14 protein-coding genes are annotated in these 14,875 nt (G+C 64.0%); 7 read left to right on the top strand and 7 right to left on the bottom strand.

Annotated features, from left to right (window positions below):
• Positions 1-200: 200 nt before the first annotated feature.
• From KFO72_RS33350 to KFO72_RS33330, 5 genes are all read right to left on the bottom strand, one after another.
• Positions 201-2,417, bottom strand: coding sequence for a xanthine dehydrogenase family protein molybdopterin-binding subunit (locus KFO72_RS33350; protein ID WP_225033882.1), 2,217 nt, complete (start codon positions 2,415-2,417; stop codon positions 201-203).
• Positions 2,414-3,406, bottom strand: coding sequence for an FAD binding domain-containing protein (locus tag KFO72_RS33345; protein ID WP_060603281.1), 993 nt, complete (start codon positions 3,404-3,406; stop codon positions 2,414-2,416). Before KFO72_RS33345 ends, KFO72_RS33350 begins: the two co-directional genes overlap by 4 nt.
• Before the next feature lie 13 nt (positions 3,407-3,419).
• Positions 3,420-4,202: a (2Fe-2S)-binding protein gene (locus tag KFO72_RS33340; RefSeq protein WP_225033881.1), complete on the bottom strand. Its 783-nt coding sequence runs from the start codon at positions 4,200-4,202 to the stop codon at positions 3,420-3,422.
• An 84-nt stretch (positions 4,203-4,286) separates the two neighbouring features.
• Complete coding sequence (locus tag KFO72_RS33335) at positions 4,287-4,430, bottom strand: hypothetical protein (RefSeq protein WP_176054442.1); 144 nt, start codon at positions 4,428-4,430, stop codon at positions 4,287-4,289.
• A gap of 181 nt (positions 4,431-4,611) precedes the next feature.
• Complete coding sequence (locus tag KFO72_RS33330; protein WP_054935205.1) at positions 4,612-5,904, bottom strand: aspartate carbamoyltransferase; 1,293 nt, start codon at positions 5,902-5,904, stop codon at positions 4,612-4,614.
• A gap of 95 nt (positions 5,905-5,999) precedes the next feature.
• Between KFO72_RS33330 and KFO72_RS33325 the strand changes: the two genes are divergently transcribed.
• The 5 genes from KFO72_RS33325 (at position 6,000) to KFO72_RS33305 (ending at position 9,496) form a co-directional block, all read left to right on the top strand.
• Positions 6,000-6,182 carry a hypothetical protein gene (locus KFO72_RS33325; RefSeq protein WP_148654590.1) on the top strand — a complete coding sequence of 61 codons (183 nt, stop codon included), beginning with the start codon at positions 6,000-6,002 and terminating at the stop codon, positions 6,180-6,182.
• 125 nt (positions 6,183-6,307) lie between these two features.
• Positions 6,308-7,177 (top strand): 4-hydroxy-tetrahydrodipicolinate synthase, encoded by an 870-nt coding sequence (gene dapA / locus KFO72_RS33320; protein ID WP_225033880.1) that lies wholly within the window; start codon positions 6,308-6,310, stop codon positions 7,175-7,177.
• Positions 7,178-7,499: 322 nt separating this feature from the next.
• Entirely contained in the window at positions 7,500-8,630 is a 1,131-nt protein-coding gene (locus KFO72_RS33315; RefSeq protein ID WP_225033883.1) for a M23 family metallopeptidase, read from the top strand.
• Positions 8,623-9,012, top strand: coding sequence for a hypothetical protein (locus KFO72_RS33310; RefSeq protein WP_176054444.1), 390 nt, complete (start codon positions 8,623-8,625; stop codon positions 9,010-9,012). Before KFO72_RS33315 ends, KFO72_RS33310 begins: the two co-directional genes overlap by 8 nt.
• A 37-nt stretch (positions 9,013-9,049) precedes the next feature.
• Positions 9,050-9,496, top strand: coding sequence for a bactofilin family protein (locus KFO72_RS33305; RefSeq protein WP_054935208.1), 447 nt, complete (start codon positions 9,050-9,052; stop codon positions 9,494-9,496).
• Between the two features lie 21 nt (positions 9,497-9,517).
• Here KFO72_RS33305 and KFO72_RS33300 read toward each other — a convergent pair whose 3' ends face one another.
• Both KFO72_RS33300 and KFO72_RS33295 read right to left on the bottom strand, forming a co-directional pair.
• Positions 9,518-11,587 (bottom strand): putative bifunctional diguanylate cyclase/phosphodiesterase, encoded by a 2,070-nt coding sequence (locus KFO72_RS33300; protein WP_060603266.1) that lies wholly within the window; start codon positions 11,585-11,587, stop codon positions 9,518-9,520.
• 241 nt (positions 11,588-11,828) lie between these two features.
• Complete coding sequence (locus tag KFO72_RS33295; RefSeq protein ID WP_054935210.1) at positions 11,829-12,473, bottom strand: VIT1/CCC1 transporter family protein; 645 nt, start codon at positions 12,471-12,473, stop codon at positions 11,829-11,831.
• Positions 12,474-13,064: 591 nt separating this feature from the next.
• Here KFO72_RS33295 and KFO72_RS33290 point away from each other — a divergent pair.
• On the top strand, positions 13,065-13,322 hold the full coding sequence (locus KFO72_RS33290) for a hypothetical protein (protein ID WP_224102492.1): 258 nt from the start codon (positions 13,065-13,067) through the stop codon (positions 13,320-13,322).
• A 436-nt stretch (positions 13,323-13,758) separates the two neighbouring features.
• Positions 13,759-14,859 carry an AI-2E family transporter gene (locus KFO72_RS33285; RefSeq protein WP_054935212.1) on the top strand — a complete coding sequence of 367 codons (1,101 nt, stop codon included), beginning with the start codon at positions 13,759-13,761 and terminating at the stop codon, positions 14,857-14,859.
• Positions 14,860-14,875 lie beyond the last annotated feature (16 nt).

Here is a 14,875-nt window from a genome sequence, read left to right as displayed (position 1 = left end):
GCAAAGAAAAGTAGGTGCCGCCCCGCACAGGGGCGACGCGTGAAGCGAGATAACGTATCGCGGATGCCAGCGCAAAGCCAAACCGCGGATGCCATCGCAAAGCCAACTCGCGGATGCCAGCAAAAGCAAAGGCCAACACACCGAAGCCCGAAGCCCGAAACAGACCCCGCCCCCAAGCCCCGCGCACAGCGGCAAAAAAATCAAACCATAACCACCTTATCAAGCGTAATAGGCAAGTCCCTGACCCGCACGCCGGTAGCGTGATAAACCGCATTCCCAATAGCCGCCACCACGCCAGTAATCCCAATTTCCCCAATCCCCCGAGACCCAAGCGAATTAATAAAAGGATCAGGCTCATCGAGCACAAGCACATCCAGCGCCCCAACATCCGCATTCACAGGCACGTGGTACTCAGCAAGATTGGCGTTGATAAAACGCCCATACTGCTTATCGAGCGTCGTCGCCTCTTCGAGCGCGGCACCGATTCCCCAAACAAGCCCACCCATCAATTGACTGCGCGCAGTCTTCACATTGAGCATCCGCCCAACGTTATAAACGCCGGTGAGCCTGGCCACTCGAATCGCCCCAAGATCTGCATCGACATGGACCTCGGCGAACACAGCACCCCACGAATGAAACGAGTAACGCTGCTTCTCGTCGCCGGGCTTCGTGCTGGTCGTCGCTTCGATCGGCTGCCCGCCGGCGCGCGCAAGAACCGCGGCTATCGGATCGCGCTTCGAAGGATCGGCACGGCTCGTGACCCAACCGTTCTGCACGACGACATCTTCCGGCGTCACGCCGAACACGGGCGAGCCACGATCGGCCAGCGCCATTGCCACCAGCTTGCCGCGCGCCTGATCGCACGCATCGCGCACGGCGGGCGACACGCTCGCGACCGACTGCGAGCCGCCCGAGACAGGCGCCTTCGGCAGCGACGAATCACCGAGACCAAAGCGGATGTTCTCCGGCGCAATGCCGAGCGCGTCCGACGCGACCTGCGTCATCACCGTGTACGTGCCCGTGCCGAGGTCCTGCGTGCCGGAAACCACCATCGCCGTGCCGTCCGGCAGAATGCGCGCAAGCGCCGCCGCTTCGCTGCGATTGGCAGGATACGTCGCCGTTCCCATCCCAAGTCCGATCAGCGTGTTGCCGTCGCGCATCGAACGCGGCTGCGGCTTGCGACGCGACCACCCAAAACGTTCCGCGCCCACGCTATAGCACTGGCGCAAGGCCTTGCTCGACCACGGCCGGTTTTCCTGCGGGTCGTTCTCCGCATAGTTCTTCAGGCGCAGCGCGACAGGGTCCATCTTCAACTCATACGACAGCTCGTCCATCGCCGTTTCGAGCGCCCATGAACCCGTCGTTTCGCCCGGCGCGCGCATGAAGGTCGGCGTGCCGACGTTCAACTGCACGAGACGATGCGTCGTCACCTGGTTCGGTACCGCGTACATCATCCGCGTGACCATGCAGCAGGTCTCCGTCCAGTCTTCGATCATCGACGTGTTCGAGAAGCTGTCGTGCCGCATCGCGGTCAACGTGCCGTCGCGCTTCGCGGCGATCACCATGCGCTGCTCGGTGAACGGCCGCCCGCCGACGGAGCCGAACATCTGCGGACGCTCCAGCGCGAGACGCACGGGCCGCCCCGTCTGCTTCGCGGCCATCGCGCACAGCACCACGTGCGACCACGCCGAGCCCTTGCAGCCAAAGCCGCCGCCGACGAACGGCGAGATCACGCGCACGTCGTCGGGCGACATACCCAGCGTCTTCGCGACGGAGGTGCGCGTGCCCGTTACGCCTTGCGTCGAATCGTAGAGCGTCAGTTGCGGGCCGTCCCATACGGCCATCGTCGCGTGCGGCTCCATCGGGTTGTGATGCTCCATCGGCGTCGTGTAGACGGCGTCGACGCGCACCACGCCCGCCGCCAGCCCCGCGTCGTAATCGCCGCGCGAGGTGTCGGTCTGACGGCCTTGCGGCTTGTCGGGCGCATGCGCGCTGGAACGGGCCTGCGCAAAATCGAGCGCCGCCGGTTGGGCCGCATAGGTGATGCGCAACTGCCGCGCGGCATCGGTTGCATGTTCGAGCGTATCCGCGACCACCACGGCGATCGGCTCGTTGCTGTAATGGACCTGGTTGTCCTGCAACAGCGACAGATGCCGTCCCGCCGGCGGCGAGAGCGCGGGCCGTCCGCCGTTCGGCAGGCGCGGCGCATTCTGGTATGTCATCACGAGCAGCACGCCCGGCAACGCCGACGCACGGCTCGTGTCGATCGACGCAATCGCGCCTTTTGCAATCGTGCTCGTCACCAGCACGCCATGCGCCAGACGCGCTTCGGGAAACTCGGCCGCGTAGCGTGCTTCGCCCGTCACCTTCAGCAAGCCGTCCGTGCGATCGAGCGGATGTCCGATCATCGTATTCATGCGACACCTCCCGCCGCCTGGTTCACCGCGCGCACGATCGCGTTCTGCGCGAGCCGCACCTTGAACGCGTTGTCGTGCAGCGGCTTCGCGTCGTTCAGTGCCGTGGCGGCGGCGTTTTTCAATGTGGCGCTATCGAGCGGCTTGCCCGCGATCATCTGCTCGGCTGCCGTCGCGCGCCATGGCTTGTGCGCGACGCCGCCCAACGCGATACGCGCGCTGCGGACGTGGTTGCCGTCCATCTGCAGCGCTGCCGCCACGGACACCAGCGCGAACGCATAGCTCGCGCGGTCGCGCACCTTCAGGTAATACGCGTGCTCGCTAAAGAGGGGCGGCGGCAGATCGACGGACGTGATGAGTTCGCCGGGACGCAGCGTGGTGTCGAGATCGGCGCGCTCGCCCGGCAACCGGTGAAACTCGCCGAACGCGATCACGCGCTCGCCTTGCGGGCCGCTCACGCGCACGTTCGCATCGAGTGCGGCGAGCGCGACGCTCATGTCGGAAGGATTCACGGCGATGCATTGCGTGCTCGCGCCGAGAATCGCATGCGTTCTGTTGTGGCCGTTGATCGCGGCGCAGCCGCTGCCTGGCTCGCGCTTGTTGCAGGCGGTGAAGGCGGTGTCGTAGAAGTACGGGCAGCGCGTGCGCTGCATCAGGTTGCCGCCCACCGTGGCCATATTGCGCAGTTGCGCCGATGCGCCCGCGAGCAGCGCCTGCGACAGCAGCGGATAACGCGCGCGCACCAGCGCATGATTCGCGGCGTCGCTATTGCGTACCAGCGCGCCGATGCGCAGGCCGCCGTCCGGCAGCGTCGATACGCTATCGAGACCTTGTATGCGCGTGATGTCGACGAGTCTGACGGGCCGCGTCACGCCGCCTTTCATCAGATCGAGCAGATTGGTGCCGCCGCCGATGAACATCGTGCCCGGCTGCTGCGCGGCGCGCACGGCACTGGTGATATCGGCGGCGCGTTCGTAGGAGATGGCATCCATGATGGTCTCCCCGTTACGCGACGTCGCTCGTCTTGATGACGAACGTCGAGTACGTGTAGTCGGTGCCGCTGCCGACCGTGCCGCGATGCGCGGACTGCACGGCCGCGACGATATTCACGTACGCGCCGCAGCGACAGATGTTGCCGCTCATGCGCTCGCGGATTTCTTCATCCGTCAGTTGCGGCGGACGGCGTCGCACGTCTGCGGTGACCGTGCTGGCCGTGCCGGCGTCGAATTCCGTGAGCAAGGCCGTCGCCGAACAGATTTGCCCCGGCGTACAGTAACCGCACTGGAACGCATCCTGTTCGATGAATGCGCGTTGCACTGGGTTCAGCGTGCCGTTGCTCGCGAGTCCTTCGATCGTCGTGATCGCTTCGCCTTCGTGCATCACGGCGAGCGTGAGGCACGCGTTGATGCGGCGTCCATTGGTGAGCACCGTGCAGGCGCCGCACTGTCCGCGATCGCAGCCTTTCTTCGTGCCCGTGAGGCCGGCGTATTCGCGCAGCGCGTCGAGCAGCGTCACGCGCGGCTCGAGTTGCAATGTGTAGTCGCGTCCGTTGATGTTGAGCGTCACGGCGCGCGGCGGCACCGTTGCGCGTGCAACGGGCCGCGCGGCGGCGGGCGTTTGTGTCTGCGCTTGCGCGTAAGGTGCGGTGCCCACTGCGGCCGCGGCGGCGGCGGATTGCAGGAAGCGGCGGCGTGAAGTGCTGGATGGCGAGACGTCATGCTCGTCCTGGCGGGACGCGTGCGCATCGTGTTGCGCGCACGGACCCTGGCAGTCGTTGTGGTGGGACATGATGTTCTGCTTGCTCCTGGAAGTTCGATGCAAGCTCACGCCGCATCGAACCCGAAGCGGGCGCCCGGTGCATGGCAAGCCTTGTCAATGAGCAATTTCGATGCCGCTGGTGCAGAACATCACAATGCGACCGCACGCGCGGCGAACTGCTTTCTCAAACGACTTCACGCCGCACCCGGCGTCGCGCAACGCAAAGGTTGCGGCGTGTTTGGGCAGCGTTGAAAGCACGTGTCGATCGTGGCACATCTGCCGTGGCGCAGCGGTGACGGATGGATGGCGCGAAGATGGCGGGGAAATGGCGCGGGCGCCAAGCGCCGAACGACGTCGGGCGCGGTGCAAAAACAAAAACGCGCGTCGAACCTCAACGCGCGTTTTACATGAGCCAGCAGCGGCTTAGCCTGTGAGCCAATCAATCGATACCATGAAACACCGCATCGTCGGGCCCGAGATACGCGGGCGGACGCCACGCGGCATCGCGCATCGAGTGTTGAACCAGCTTCTCGACGCCGAGCAGCACCGCGAAGATTGCCATCCGCACGGGAATGCCGTTGTCCGTCTGGCGGAAGATCGCGAGGCGCGAATCGTGGTTCAGGTCGGTGCTCAGGTCGTTCGCGCCGGGGCGGCTGTCGCGCGGCAGCGGGTGCATGATCAGCGTGTCCTGGCCGCACACGGTATCGACGAGCGCCTGGTTGATCTGGAAGTCGGGCGTATAGCCTTCGAACGATTCATCCGCGAAGCGCTCCTTCTGGATGCGCGTCGCATAGACGACGTCCGCGCCGCGCAGGCCGTTGGTGAGATCGTGCGTCTGTTCGACCACATGACCGTTGCGCGAAATCTGATCGACGATGTACGCGGGCATTTCCAGCGTAGGCGGCGAAATCAGCGTGAACTTGATGCCGCGATACAGCGCGAGCAGCTTCACGAGCGAATGCACGGTGCGCCCGTACTTCAGGTCGCCGACCAGCGCGATATGGGCGCCGTCGACGATCTTGCCCAGACGCGAGAACTCGCGCTGGATCGTGTACAGGTCGAGCAGCGCCTGGCTGGGGTGCTCGCCGGGGCCGTCGCCGCCGTTGATCACGGGAATGTTGGTGGCGCGCGCGAATTCGGCCACGGAGCCCTGGTCCGGGTGGCGGATCACGAGGGCATCGACGTAGCCGGACATCACGCGGCTCGTGTCGTAGATCGACTCGCCCTTGGCCATCGACGAAAACGTGAAGCCCGTCGTGTCGCACACCGAGCCGCCCAGGCGGCAAAACGCCGCGCCGAAGCTGACGCGGGTGCGCGTGCTGGCCTCGAAGAACAGATTGCCGAGCACCGCGCCTTCGAGCACGCGCGAGATTTTCCGGCGGCGCGCGATGGGTTGCATGATGTCGGCGACGCGGAACAGCGCTTCGACGGCGTCGCGCGAGAACTGATCGACGGACAGCAGTTGCGGCTTGCCTTCGAACAGCATCTGGCTCGCCAGTGACTGCGAATCTACGCTCTGCGTATGTTTTTCGGCGGGCGCGCCGTTGACGACGATCTCCGACACGAAGCGCTCGACGATTTCCGGCATCGCGCGCGATTCCTGCGAATCGTCGGGCAGCAGCCACGTATCGAGCGCACGCTTCGACACGCCGATACGTGTCGCGAAGCCGTCGCGGGTGAGGTTCAGACGCCGCATCGCGTCACGGAGAAATGCTTGTTGCGGGACGCTCATGGGCTGCCTCTCTTTTCGTCAGGAGATAGGGTAGATATACGCGATGCGTATATTAATTCGCTGGGCGAGGAAGTCAAGGAATTTCGTGCACCCATGTGTCCGAGCGGCTGGTTTCCCCTGCGCTGGCGAAAACGCGCGGCGGCAAGCGCAGTTTTGCGGTTACACTGCCCGACATGGAAAACGGCTCATTGCTTCGTGATCGTGTGGAAACAGGTACGCCTTTGCGTGCCGTGCCCGCACGCGCCGCTTCCAAAGCCAAAAAACAGTTGCTCATCTGACCGGAGCTGCTGTTCCGTCAGATGTGCGACGGAACAGCCTCGATCAACGGTCCTCGACACCCCCGCTTCCGATCCTGCTTCCTCGCCGCTGAACGGTTCCCATACGGTCGCCTTCGAGGAAAGTCATGTCCAATTTTTCGGGTATCTGGATTCCCCTTGTCACGCCGTTTGCCGCCAACGGTGCCGTCGATCACGATGCGTTGCGCCGCCTGATCGGGCTCTACGCCGACGCGGGCGTCGCGGGAGTGGTCGCGCTCGGCACGACGGGGGAACCGTCTTCGCTCGAGCCCGGCGAGCAGGAAGCCGTGCTCGCGACCACGCTCGACGCGGCAGGCGGCGCGCTGCCGGTGATCGCCGGCGTGTCGGGCAACAACCCGCGCGCCGTGCGTGAGCGCGTGTCGCGTCTGAACGCATTGCCGCTCGCGGGTGTGCTGATTTCGGCGCCGTACTATGTGCGGCCGTCGCAAGCGGGCATCGCCGCACACTTCACGATGCTCGCCGACGCAAGCGAGCATCCCGTCGTGATGTACGACATTCCCGCGCGCACCGGCGTGCGCATCGAGCTGCAGACGCTGCTTTCGCTTGCCGCGCACCCGCGCATTCAGGCGATCAAGGACTGCGCGGGATCGCTCGACACCACGCACGCGCTGATTCTCGACGGCCGTTTGCAGGTGCTCGCCGGCGACGACATCCGTATCTTCGACACGCTCTGCATGGGCGGCAGCGGCGCGATTTCGGCGTCGGCGCATCTGTGGCCGGAGCGTTTCGTCGCGCTCGATCGCGCGTTGAAGGCGGGGCGTCTCGATGAAGGGCGGGCGCTTTTCCACTCGCTCGTGCCGTTGATCGGCGCGCTGACGGCCGAGCCGAACCCCGCGCCCGTGAAGGCGGCGCTTGCCGTGCAAGGTCTGATCGAAGGAGAAGGCGATTTGCGCGCGCCGATGACGCAAGCAAGCGAAACATTGCGCGAGCGTTTGCAGAAACTGCTTGCCGTCTGACATTCGTTCGACGGTTTGCGATTTCTGTCTACGTCGAACGCGCCGCCTCTCGCGGATCGATGCGGCGGCGCGAGCGCACTGAACCTGATGCGGATATGCGACGAATCCGATGTCGTCCAATTTGAGATGAGGGCCTGGCGGATGGCGTGATAATGCGCGCCACCGTTTTTCCCCATCAACGAGATCTGTTCGTCATCCTGCGTATGCCGGTTCACCGCAACACCGCGCCGCCCGCCGCGCGTACCACGACACGCGCCGCGTGTTGGTCTTTCGCAAGCATGCCGCCGTGCGCCGTCACGGCCGGGACGCGGGGCGGCTGCTGATGTCGCTGATCTGGGGAACCGGCAAGCGCCTGACGAACGGCTCGGTGCGCTTCGTCACGCGGCACACCGCGGTGACCATCGCGACACTCGCCGCCTGCTGCAGTTCGGCGCTGGCGTTGACGGCGGGGATCGTGATCGGGCGCGATCATCCGAAGCGCGACGCGGCCACGCAAGCCAGCGACAGCCGCGTCGCGCGTGACTACACGATAGCGGAACTCGGCAAGCTCAATGCGGCGATCGAGCAGATGGAGCCGCGTCTGACGCAACTCGCCTCGCAGGTCGCGACGCTGCACGATTTCGAAACCCGTCTGAAGACGATCAAGACCTTGCCGCGCCCGGTGTTCGCGCCGCCTGTGCTGTCTGCGAGCGACGTGCTCGGCGACGACGCGGGCGACGATGTGTCCGACGCCGCGCAGCAGAAGGCGCGGAAGGCTGGGCGGCCGGCGAAGGGTGGCGCACCCGCCGCTACGAAGCGCGATGCGGACCACGATGATGGCCCGTCGACCGGGAAACCCGCCGGGCAGCCAAACGACAAGGCCAGCGAACCCGCAGCGGAAAGCGCCGAAGGCGGCCCGTCGCTGCCGCCGCGCCGTTGCGACGAATTGCTCGGCCACCCGGCGCGCGACGCACTCGCGCTGCACGAGCACATTGCCTGTCTCGTCACCACGCTGTCGGCGCTCGAACAGGAAGCGACGCTGCACGTCGCGAACTGGGAGTCGTTCCCGGGCCGCATGCCCGTCGACGGCGCGCGCTTCGGCTCGCCGTTCGGCAATCGCGTCGATCCGTTCACGCATCACCTGAGCTTTCACCCGGGCGTGGATCTCGTCGCGCCGCCGGGCACGCCGATTCTCGCCGCAGCGGGCGGCCGCGTGATTCACGCGGGACCGCAGGGCGGCTACGGCAATGCCGTCGAAATCGACCACGGCAACGGCCTGATCACGCGCTATGGCCATGCTTCGCGGATCGTCGTGCAGGAGGGCGATCTCGTGCTGCCGCGCCAGCATATCGCCGATGTGGGTTCGACGGGCCGCTCGACGGGCCCGCATCTGCACTTCGAAGTGCTCGTCAACGGCGCGCCCGTCGATCCAACCGACTATCTCGCACTTTTCATGGGGCCGTCTCATGGCTGATTTTCTTCGCTCGGGCGGGCGGCGCGGGCACGGGCATGTCCGTGGGCATGTCGTCACGCAGCGTGCGTATGTGTTGCAGCCCGTGCGCTCGCTGCCGATGCGCATCGGCGTGTGGGCGATGGTTTGCATCGCGTGTGTGTCGGCAGGGGCGGCGGCGATGCGTGGCTATGCGACACACGCGGATTCAGCGGCACCCCCGGCTGTCGTGCCCGCAGCGCACGACGAGTTGCAAGACGCGCTGGCGCGCGCACAGCTCGCGCTGAAGCAGGAAGCGGCGTCGCGCGCGAGCGTGCAGAAATCCGCCGACGCGCTCACCGTCGAAGTGCGCAGGCTCCAGGCGCAAGTGCTGTTTCTCCAGGGCCAAAGCCGTTCGCGCCGCTGAGGCGCGGCGTATTTTCAACTTCATCCCGGTATCGAATATGTTCAGCAAGAAGAAGTCACCCGGCGTCTCCCAGAACAAACTGGCAACCCTCATTGCGCACGACGTATACATCACAGGCGACGTCGAATTCAGCGACGGCCTGCGCATGGATGGCCACGTAAAAGGCAACGTCTCGGGCAAGGCGGGGTGCGAGACGCTGCTGGTGCTGAGCAATCGCGGCTCGATCACGGGCAATGTGTATGGCTACGACGTGATCGTCAACGGCAGGATCACGGGCGACGTCATCGCCGATCACTTCGTCGAGTTGCAGGAGAACGCGCACATCACGGGCAACATCTACTATCAGCAGTTGCGGATGGATGTGGGCGCGTCGGTGGATGGCAAGCTGACGCGGCGCGATGCGGCGCTCACGCCGGCAAGCCCGCATTTCGAGCCCGCGACGTTCGCGCCCGAACAGTCCGGCGCATCGGCCGCAGAACAGTGACGGCCCGGACGGCGGCTCACGTCACGCCGTCGACATGCGCTCCTGAAGCAGATCGCTGAAGGCGTCGGCCGTGAGCGGCTTGCCGAGCAGGAAGCCCTGCATTTCGTCGCATTGCAGGTCCTTGAGCTTGTCGAGTTGCGACGCCGTTTCGACGCCCTCGGCCACCACGTCCATTTCCAGCGAATGCGCGAGCGCGATGATCGCCTGCACGATCGCGCTGCCTTCGTGACCGTCGGCATCGAGCCCGCTCGTGAAGAAGCGGTCGATTTTCAGCTGCTTCACGCGAAAGCGCTGCAGATAGGCGAGGCTCGAATAGCCCGTGCCGAAGTCGTCGATTGAAATTTCGAAGCCGCTGCTCTGAAACTCGCGGATCATTTCGGTCGTCTTGGCGGCGTCCTGCATGGCGACCGTCTCGGTGATCTCGAACATGATCTGCATGCAATCGACACCTTCCGCACGCACGATCTCCAGCATCCTTGCGACCAGATCCGGCTGCGCCATCTGGCGCGGCGACAGATTGATCGCGACTTTCATCGACGGCAGGCCGGCGCTTTCCCAGCGGCGAATCTGGCGGCAGGTCTCGCGCACGACCCAATAGCCGATCTCCACGATCTGCCCGGAGCGCTCGGCGATCGGGATGAAATCCATCGGCGCGAGCACGCCGATCTCGGGGTGATTCAGGCGGATCAAGGCTTCCGCGCCCGCGACCTCGCCGCTGTCGCCGCGGAATTTTGGCTGGAAGTGCAGCGAGAAATAGCCTTTGCCGAGCGCTTCGTGCAGCGCGCCCTGGATCTTCAGCGTGCGCATCGCCGCTTCGTTCATGTGCGCTTCGAAGAAACGATAGGTGCTGCGTCCGCCGCGCTTCGCTTCGTACATCGCGGCGTCGGCATGCTTCAGCAGTTCGTCGACGGAATGGCCGTCCTGCGGATACAGCGCAATGCCGATGCTGGGCATGATCTGCAGCATCTGGCTTTGCGTGCTGATGCCTTCGCGCATCCTTTCGAGGACGGCCTCGGCCATCCGTTCCGCGTCGCGCGGCGCGCTCAGGTTCTCGGCGAGCACGACGAACTCGTCGCCGCCGAGTCGCGCGACGGTGTCGGCGTTGCGCACGCACTGCCGCAGGTGCTGCGCGAACGATTTCAACACTTCGTCGCCGAATGCGTGGCCGAGCGAATCGTTGATCGTCTTGAAGCCGTCGAGGTCCATGAAGAGGATCGCAAAGCCGCGGCGGCTCAGCTTCGATGCGTGGATCGCGTGCTCGATGCGCTCGTTCAGCGTGCGGCGGTTCGGCAGGTCGGTGAGCGTGTCGTAGGTGGCAAGCCGCACGATCTGATTGTTCAGCGACGAAACCGAACCGGCGAGGAAGCTTGTGCGCGCATCGAAGCGCGACAGGATCAGCGTGACGATCAGAATCACGAATGTGAACAGGATAATCGTCGTCGCGAGCCACTGCGCGTTGACGCCGCGCGCCGCGCCGCACACCGAGCCGGGCAGGAAGTCGGCGGCGGCCATGCCCGTGTAGTGCATGCCCGTGATCGCGACGCCCATCACGCAGGCCGCGCCGATGCGCTTGAGCAGCACGCCGTGCTGGCTCGAATCGCGCAGCGTGTGGGCGATCCACAGCGCGGCCATCGACGCTGCAATCGCAATCACGACGGAAGCGGTGAACAGGCCGGGGCGATAGTGGATGCCCGGCTGCATCTGCATTGCCGCCATGCCGGTGTAGTGCATGCCCGCGATGCCGAAGCCCATCAGCAGGCCGCCGGTGACGAGGCGCCTGGCGGAGAGCGTCGGGCGCGCCACCTGGACGAGCGCGAAGTACGAGACGATCATCGCGATGATCAGCGAGCAGGCGGTGATCGCGAAATCGTAGCCGAGCGGGATGGGCAGCGAGAAGGCCAGCATCCCGATGAAGTGCATCGACCAGATGCCCGTGCCCATTGCTGCCGCGCCGCCCGCGAGCCAAAGATGGCGCAGGCGGGCGGAGGCCATGGTGGAAATACGTCCGGCCAGGTCGAGCGCCGTGAATGAAGCCAGTGTTGCGACGGCGAGCGACACGACAACCAGACCGAGATGATAAGTGCTCTGCATGTCAGTTCCGTCGCGAGAGGAAGTTCCCTCGTCTGGTTAACGGCAGCATGTCTAAAACATTGAGCACTTTCTTAAAAGTTTTATTCGAATGATTTAGTGAAACATTTTGAAAGCGCTTTAGCAGATTTTGAAAGTGATGGGAACCATTTTCGCGGATCGGAAAATGGAACATGTGTGGCAGGGCCGATACGCTGAGCGCGACGATGCGCGGCGCGCGCCGGTGGCGTTGGCGGGGCGTGAGTCAGCCGCCTAGCGCGATGATGATCGCGAGCAGCACGACGCCAATTCCAGACATTGCCACGCCGGACAACCACGGTCTTCCGCTCGTGTAGCGGCCGAGCGCATAGCCGCCAATGAACAGCGTGACGACTGCCAGCAGGTTCGAGATGCGCAACGCCAGCACGATCTGCGAAACGAAGATGAACGGGACGACGACCGGAAAAGTCGCCAGGACCACCAGAGCGAAGATGCCGAATGCCGCGGCATAGTCTTTCCCGCCAAGCCGGATAGTCGGCTCGCGCACCGTAAGCAGTTCCTGATGCAGCGCGTCTAGCGTCGCGGGCTGGACGACGGTTGCGAAAAGTTGCGGGAGCGCATCGGCAATCAGCTGGCGTGTCTGGGTTTTGTCGTGTGCCGCCTGAAGCTGCATGAGCAACATCTTCTTTCGCCGCCGCTCAGTGGCCGTGCGTATCAGGTACATGACGGCATCCACGAGCCCCCAGGCGAGATTGCAACCGAGCGCTGTGAACATCATCGTCCGGACTTCCTGGTGTCCGGCCGTCGCAACGCTGAGCGCGCCCGTAAACGAGAGCGCCATCAGTACACCAAAGACGATCTCGGACACTCTGTCGATGGGGTCGAGCAAGGGCACGCGTTCGTTTGACATGGGAGGCGCTCCTTGTTGTTCTTGCCTGCATCAAGCCGATGGCTCGCAAATTCGTCGCAATCGCGTTGAGTCAATGGGCTTGCCTCGTATGCCGAGTATAGACGTTGTGCAGATCAACGCTGGCAGTAGCGCCTCGTGCGAACAGGTGCATTAATAGAGCCGGTATTGCAGGGATCTTTTCCAGCTCAAACATTCGCGCGGCTCTACCGTCTCCATGTCGTGACCCTCATCTGGCCGGTTCTGCGAGGCGCGCAATGATCCGCTCGGCCATCGCGCGGTTTGTCGTTGGACCAAAGTCCAATACAACATTTCATTGGGCATGTATAGGCTGAAAGCTCCATTCATGCAACGCACGCGAGCCACGACAACCGTCGGGAGAATGCTTGCCCGCGGCGGTCAGGGAACCGGCGATGAAGCACTTCGCACACTATGTCGCAATGGTGTTGGCGGGCTTTCTCGTCCTTCTCCAGACGAAAGCCTTCGCAGCGGACGGCGACACGCTCATGCAGATCCGGGCGCGCGGCGTGTTGCGATACGGTGTCAGCGAAAGGGTGGATGCAGGTTTTCGACCCATCTACGGGAGATCACATCATGCGGGAATGGAACCGTTGCCTTACTGCCCTGCTAGCTGCGATGTTTCTGGCGGCGTCTTCGGGAATGTCCTGGGCGACGGAGCAGGCGCAACAACGCCGGGCCGGGCGCGACGTTCGCCAGGACACACGTCAGGGGAGCCGTCACACCAAGCAGGACTGTCGCGCCGCGGATCAGAAAAGCAATTCGCAATGCCGCCAGGACAAGCGGCACACCAAGCAGCAAGGACGGCAGACAGCCCGCGACATCAAGTATTGAGTGGCGAATACTGGCAGCCGTCTATCTTGACGTGAACCAGACCGCCGTGTTGATTTCATTGAATTGACTGACAGAAAAACGACGGCGCAAATGGCGTATAGCCGTCTAGCCAGTACATTTCAGCGGACAGCTAATGCTGGACTTTGCGCGCAAATCGAGGCGATTTATTGTCCTTTTTTGAGGGTGCCCTAGACTCAGATTGACGAGGACGTCGACAACATCTCCTTGTAGCGGCTGCACGTCTCCCATGAGGGGTCCCCCTAGTGCCGGACCTCAACTGGAAGCGGTGCGCAGCCGACGGACAGTTCCTCGTATCTCCCGAGTTCCGGCGGCGCGCTTGCGAGAGAGCATGACGAGCCCTGGCCGGTTGCGGCCATGCGGGCAAACCGGGTTTGCCGTCGGGATACCTTCTCGACGACCTGCGAGGAGACGATCGATGCTGACCACGCCAACTACCCAAAAGGTGTTGTCCAGAGAGATGCTCGATGTACTGATCCGTGCTGGATTGATCGCGGTTCTCGCGATGTTCTGTTTCCGGATCTTTGCCCCGTTCCTCGACCTGATGGTATGGGCACTGATCCTCGCGATCACGCTCTATCCGATTCAGGCGCGGCTCGGAAACCGGTTCGCCAACAAGAACGGCCTGATCGCCAGCCTGATCATCCTCGTTGCGTTCGGCGTCATCCTCGTGCCGACGTATCTGCTGGGCGTCGCCGTCGCTGGCTCGATCGAGCACGCAATGGCGATATTCAGGAGCGGCAGTTTCCGCATTCCGCCGCCTGCCGAATCGGTCGCGAGTTGGCCTCTGGTCGGCCAGCGCGTGTATGACTTCTGGGCGCAGGCCTCGACTGACCTCACGGGTCTTGCGCAGCGATTCGCACCGCAACTCAAGGAAGCCGGCCTCGCTTTGCTGGGCACGGTCACCGGTCTCGGAGCGGGCCTGCTGATATTTTTCGTCGCGCTGATCGTGGCGGGCATCTTCATGGCGCATGGCGAGAAAGGACACCGCAGCGCAGTACTGATCGCCTCACGCATCTCAGGACCTGAGAACGGTTCGCAGATTGCCGATCTATGCACGTCGACGGTACGCGCGGTTGCGCAGGGCGTGGTCGGTATCGCGTTCATCCAGATGCTGCTGATCGGCATCGCGTTTATCGTCATGGGCATTCCAGGCGCGGGTCTGCTCTCGCTCGCCGTTCTGCTGATCGGCATCATGCAGTTGCCCGCCACACTGATTACCGTTCCCGTGATCGTCTTCGTGATTGTTACGAAAGGTGTGAGCACGGCGACGATCGTCTTCTCGGTGTATGTGTTCATCGCGGGCCTCGCCGACAACGTGCTCAAGCCGCTGCTGCTCGGGCGCGGGGTCGCCGTACCGATGCCCGTGGTGCTGATAGGCGCGCTCGGCGGCATGGTGACGGGCGGTGTCATCGGCCTGTTCATCGGTCCTGTGATGCTCGCGGTGGGCTATCAGCTGTTCTGGCGATGGGTAAAAGATCAGCAGGATCCCCAGCAGTGCCAGAAGCAGCAGCGTTGAGTTGCCGGAACCGCGC

The organism is Paraburkholderia sp. XV (genome assembly GCF_020177535.1).
GTDB classification, from domain to species: Bacteria; Pseudomonadota; Gammaproteobacteria; order Burkholderiales; family Burkholderiaceae; genus Paraburkholderia; species Paraburkholderia caribensis.
The sequence above is the reverse complement of the archived record's forward strand: the minus strand, read 5'-3'. Positions and strand labels throughout refer to the sequence as shown.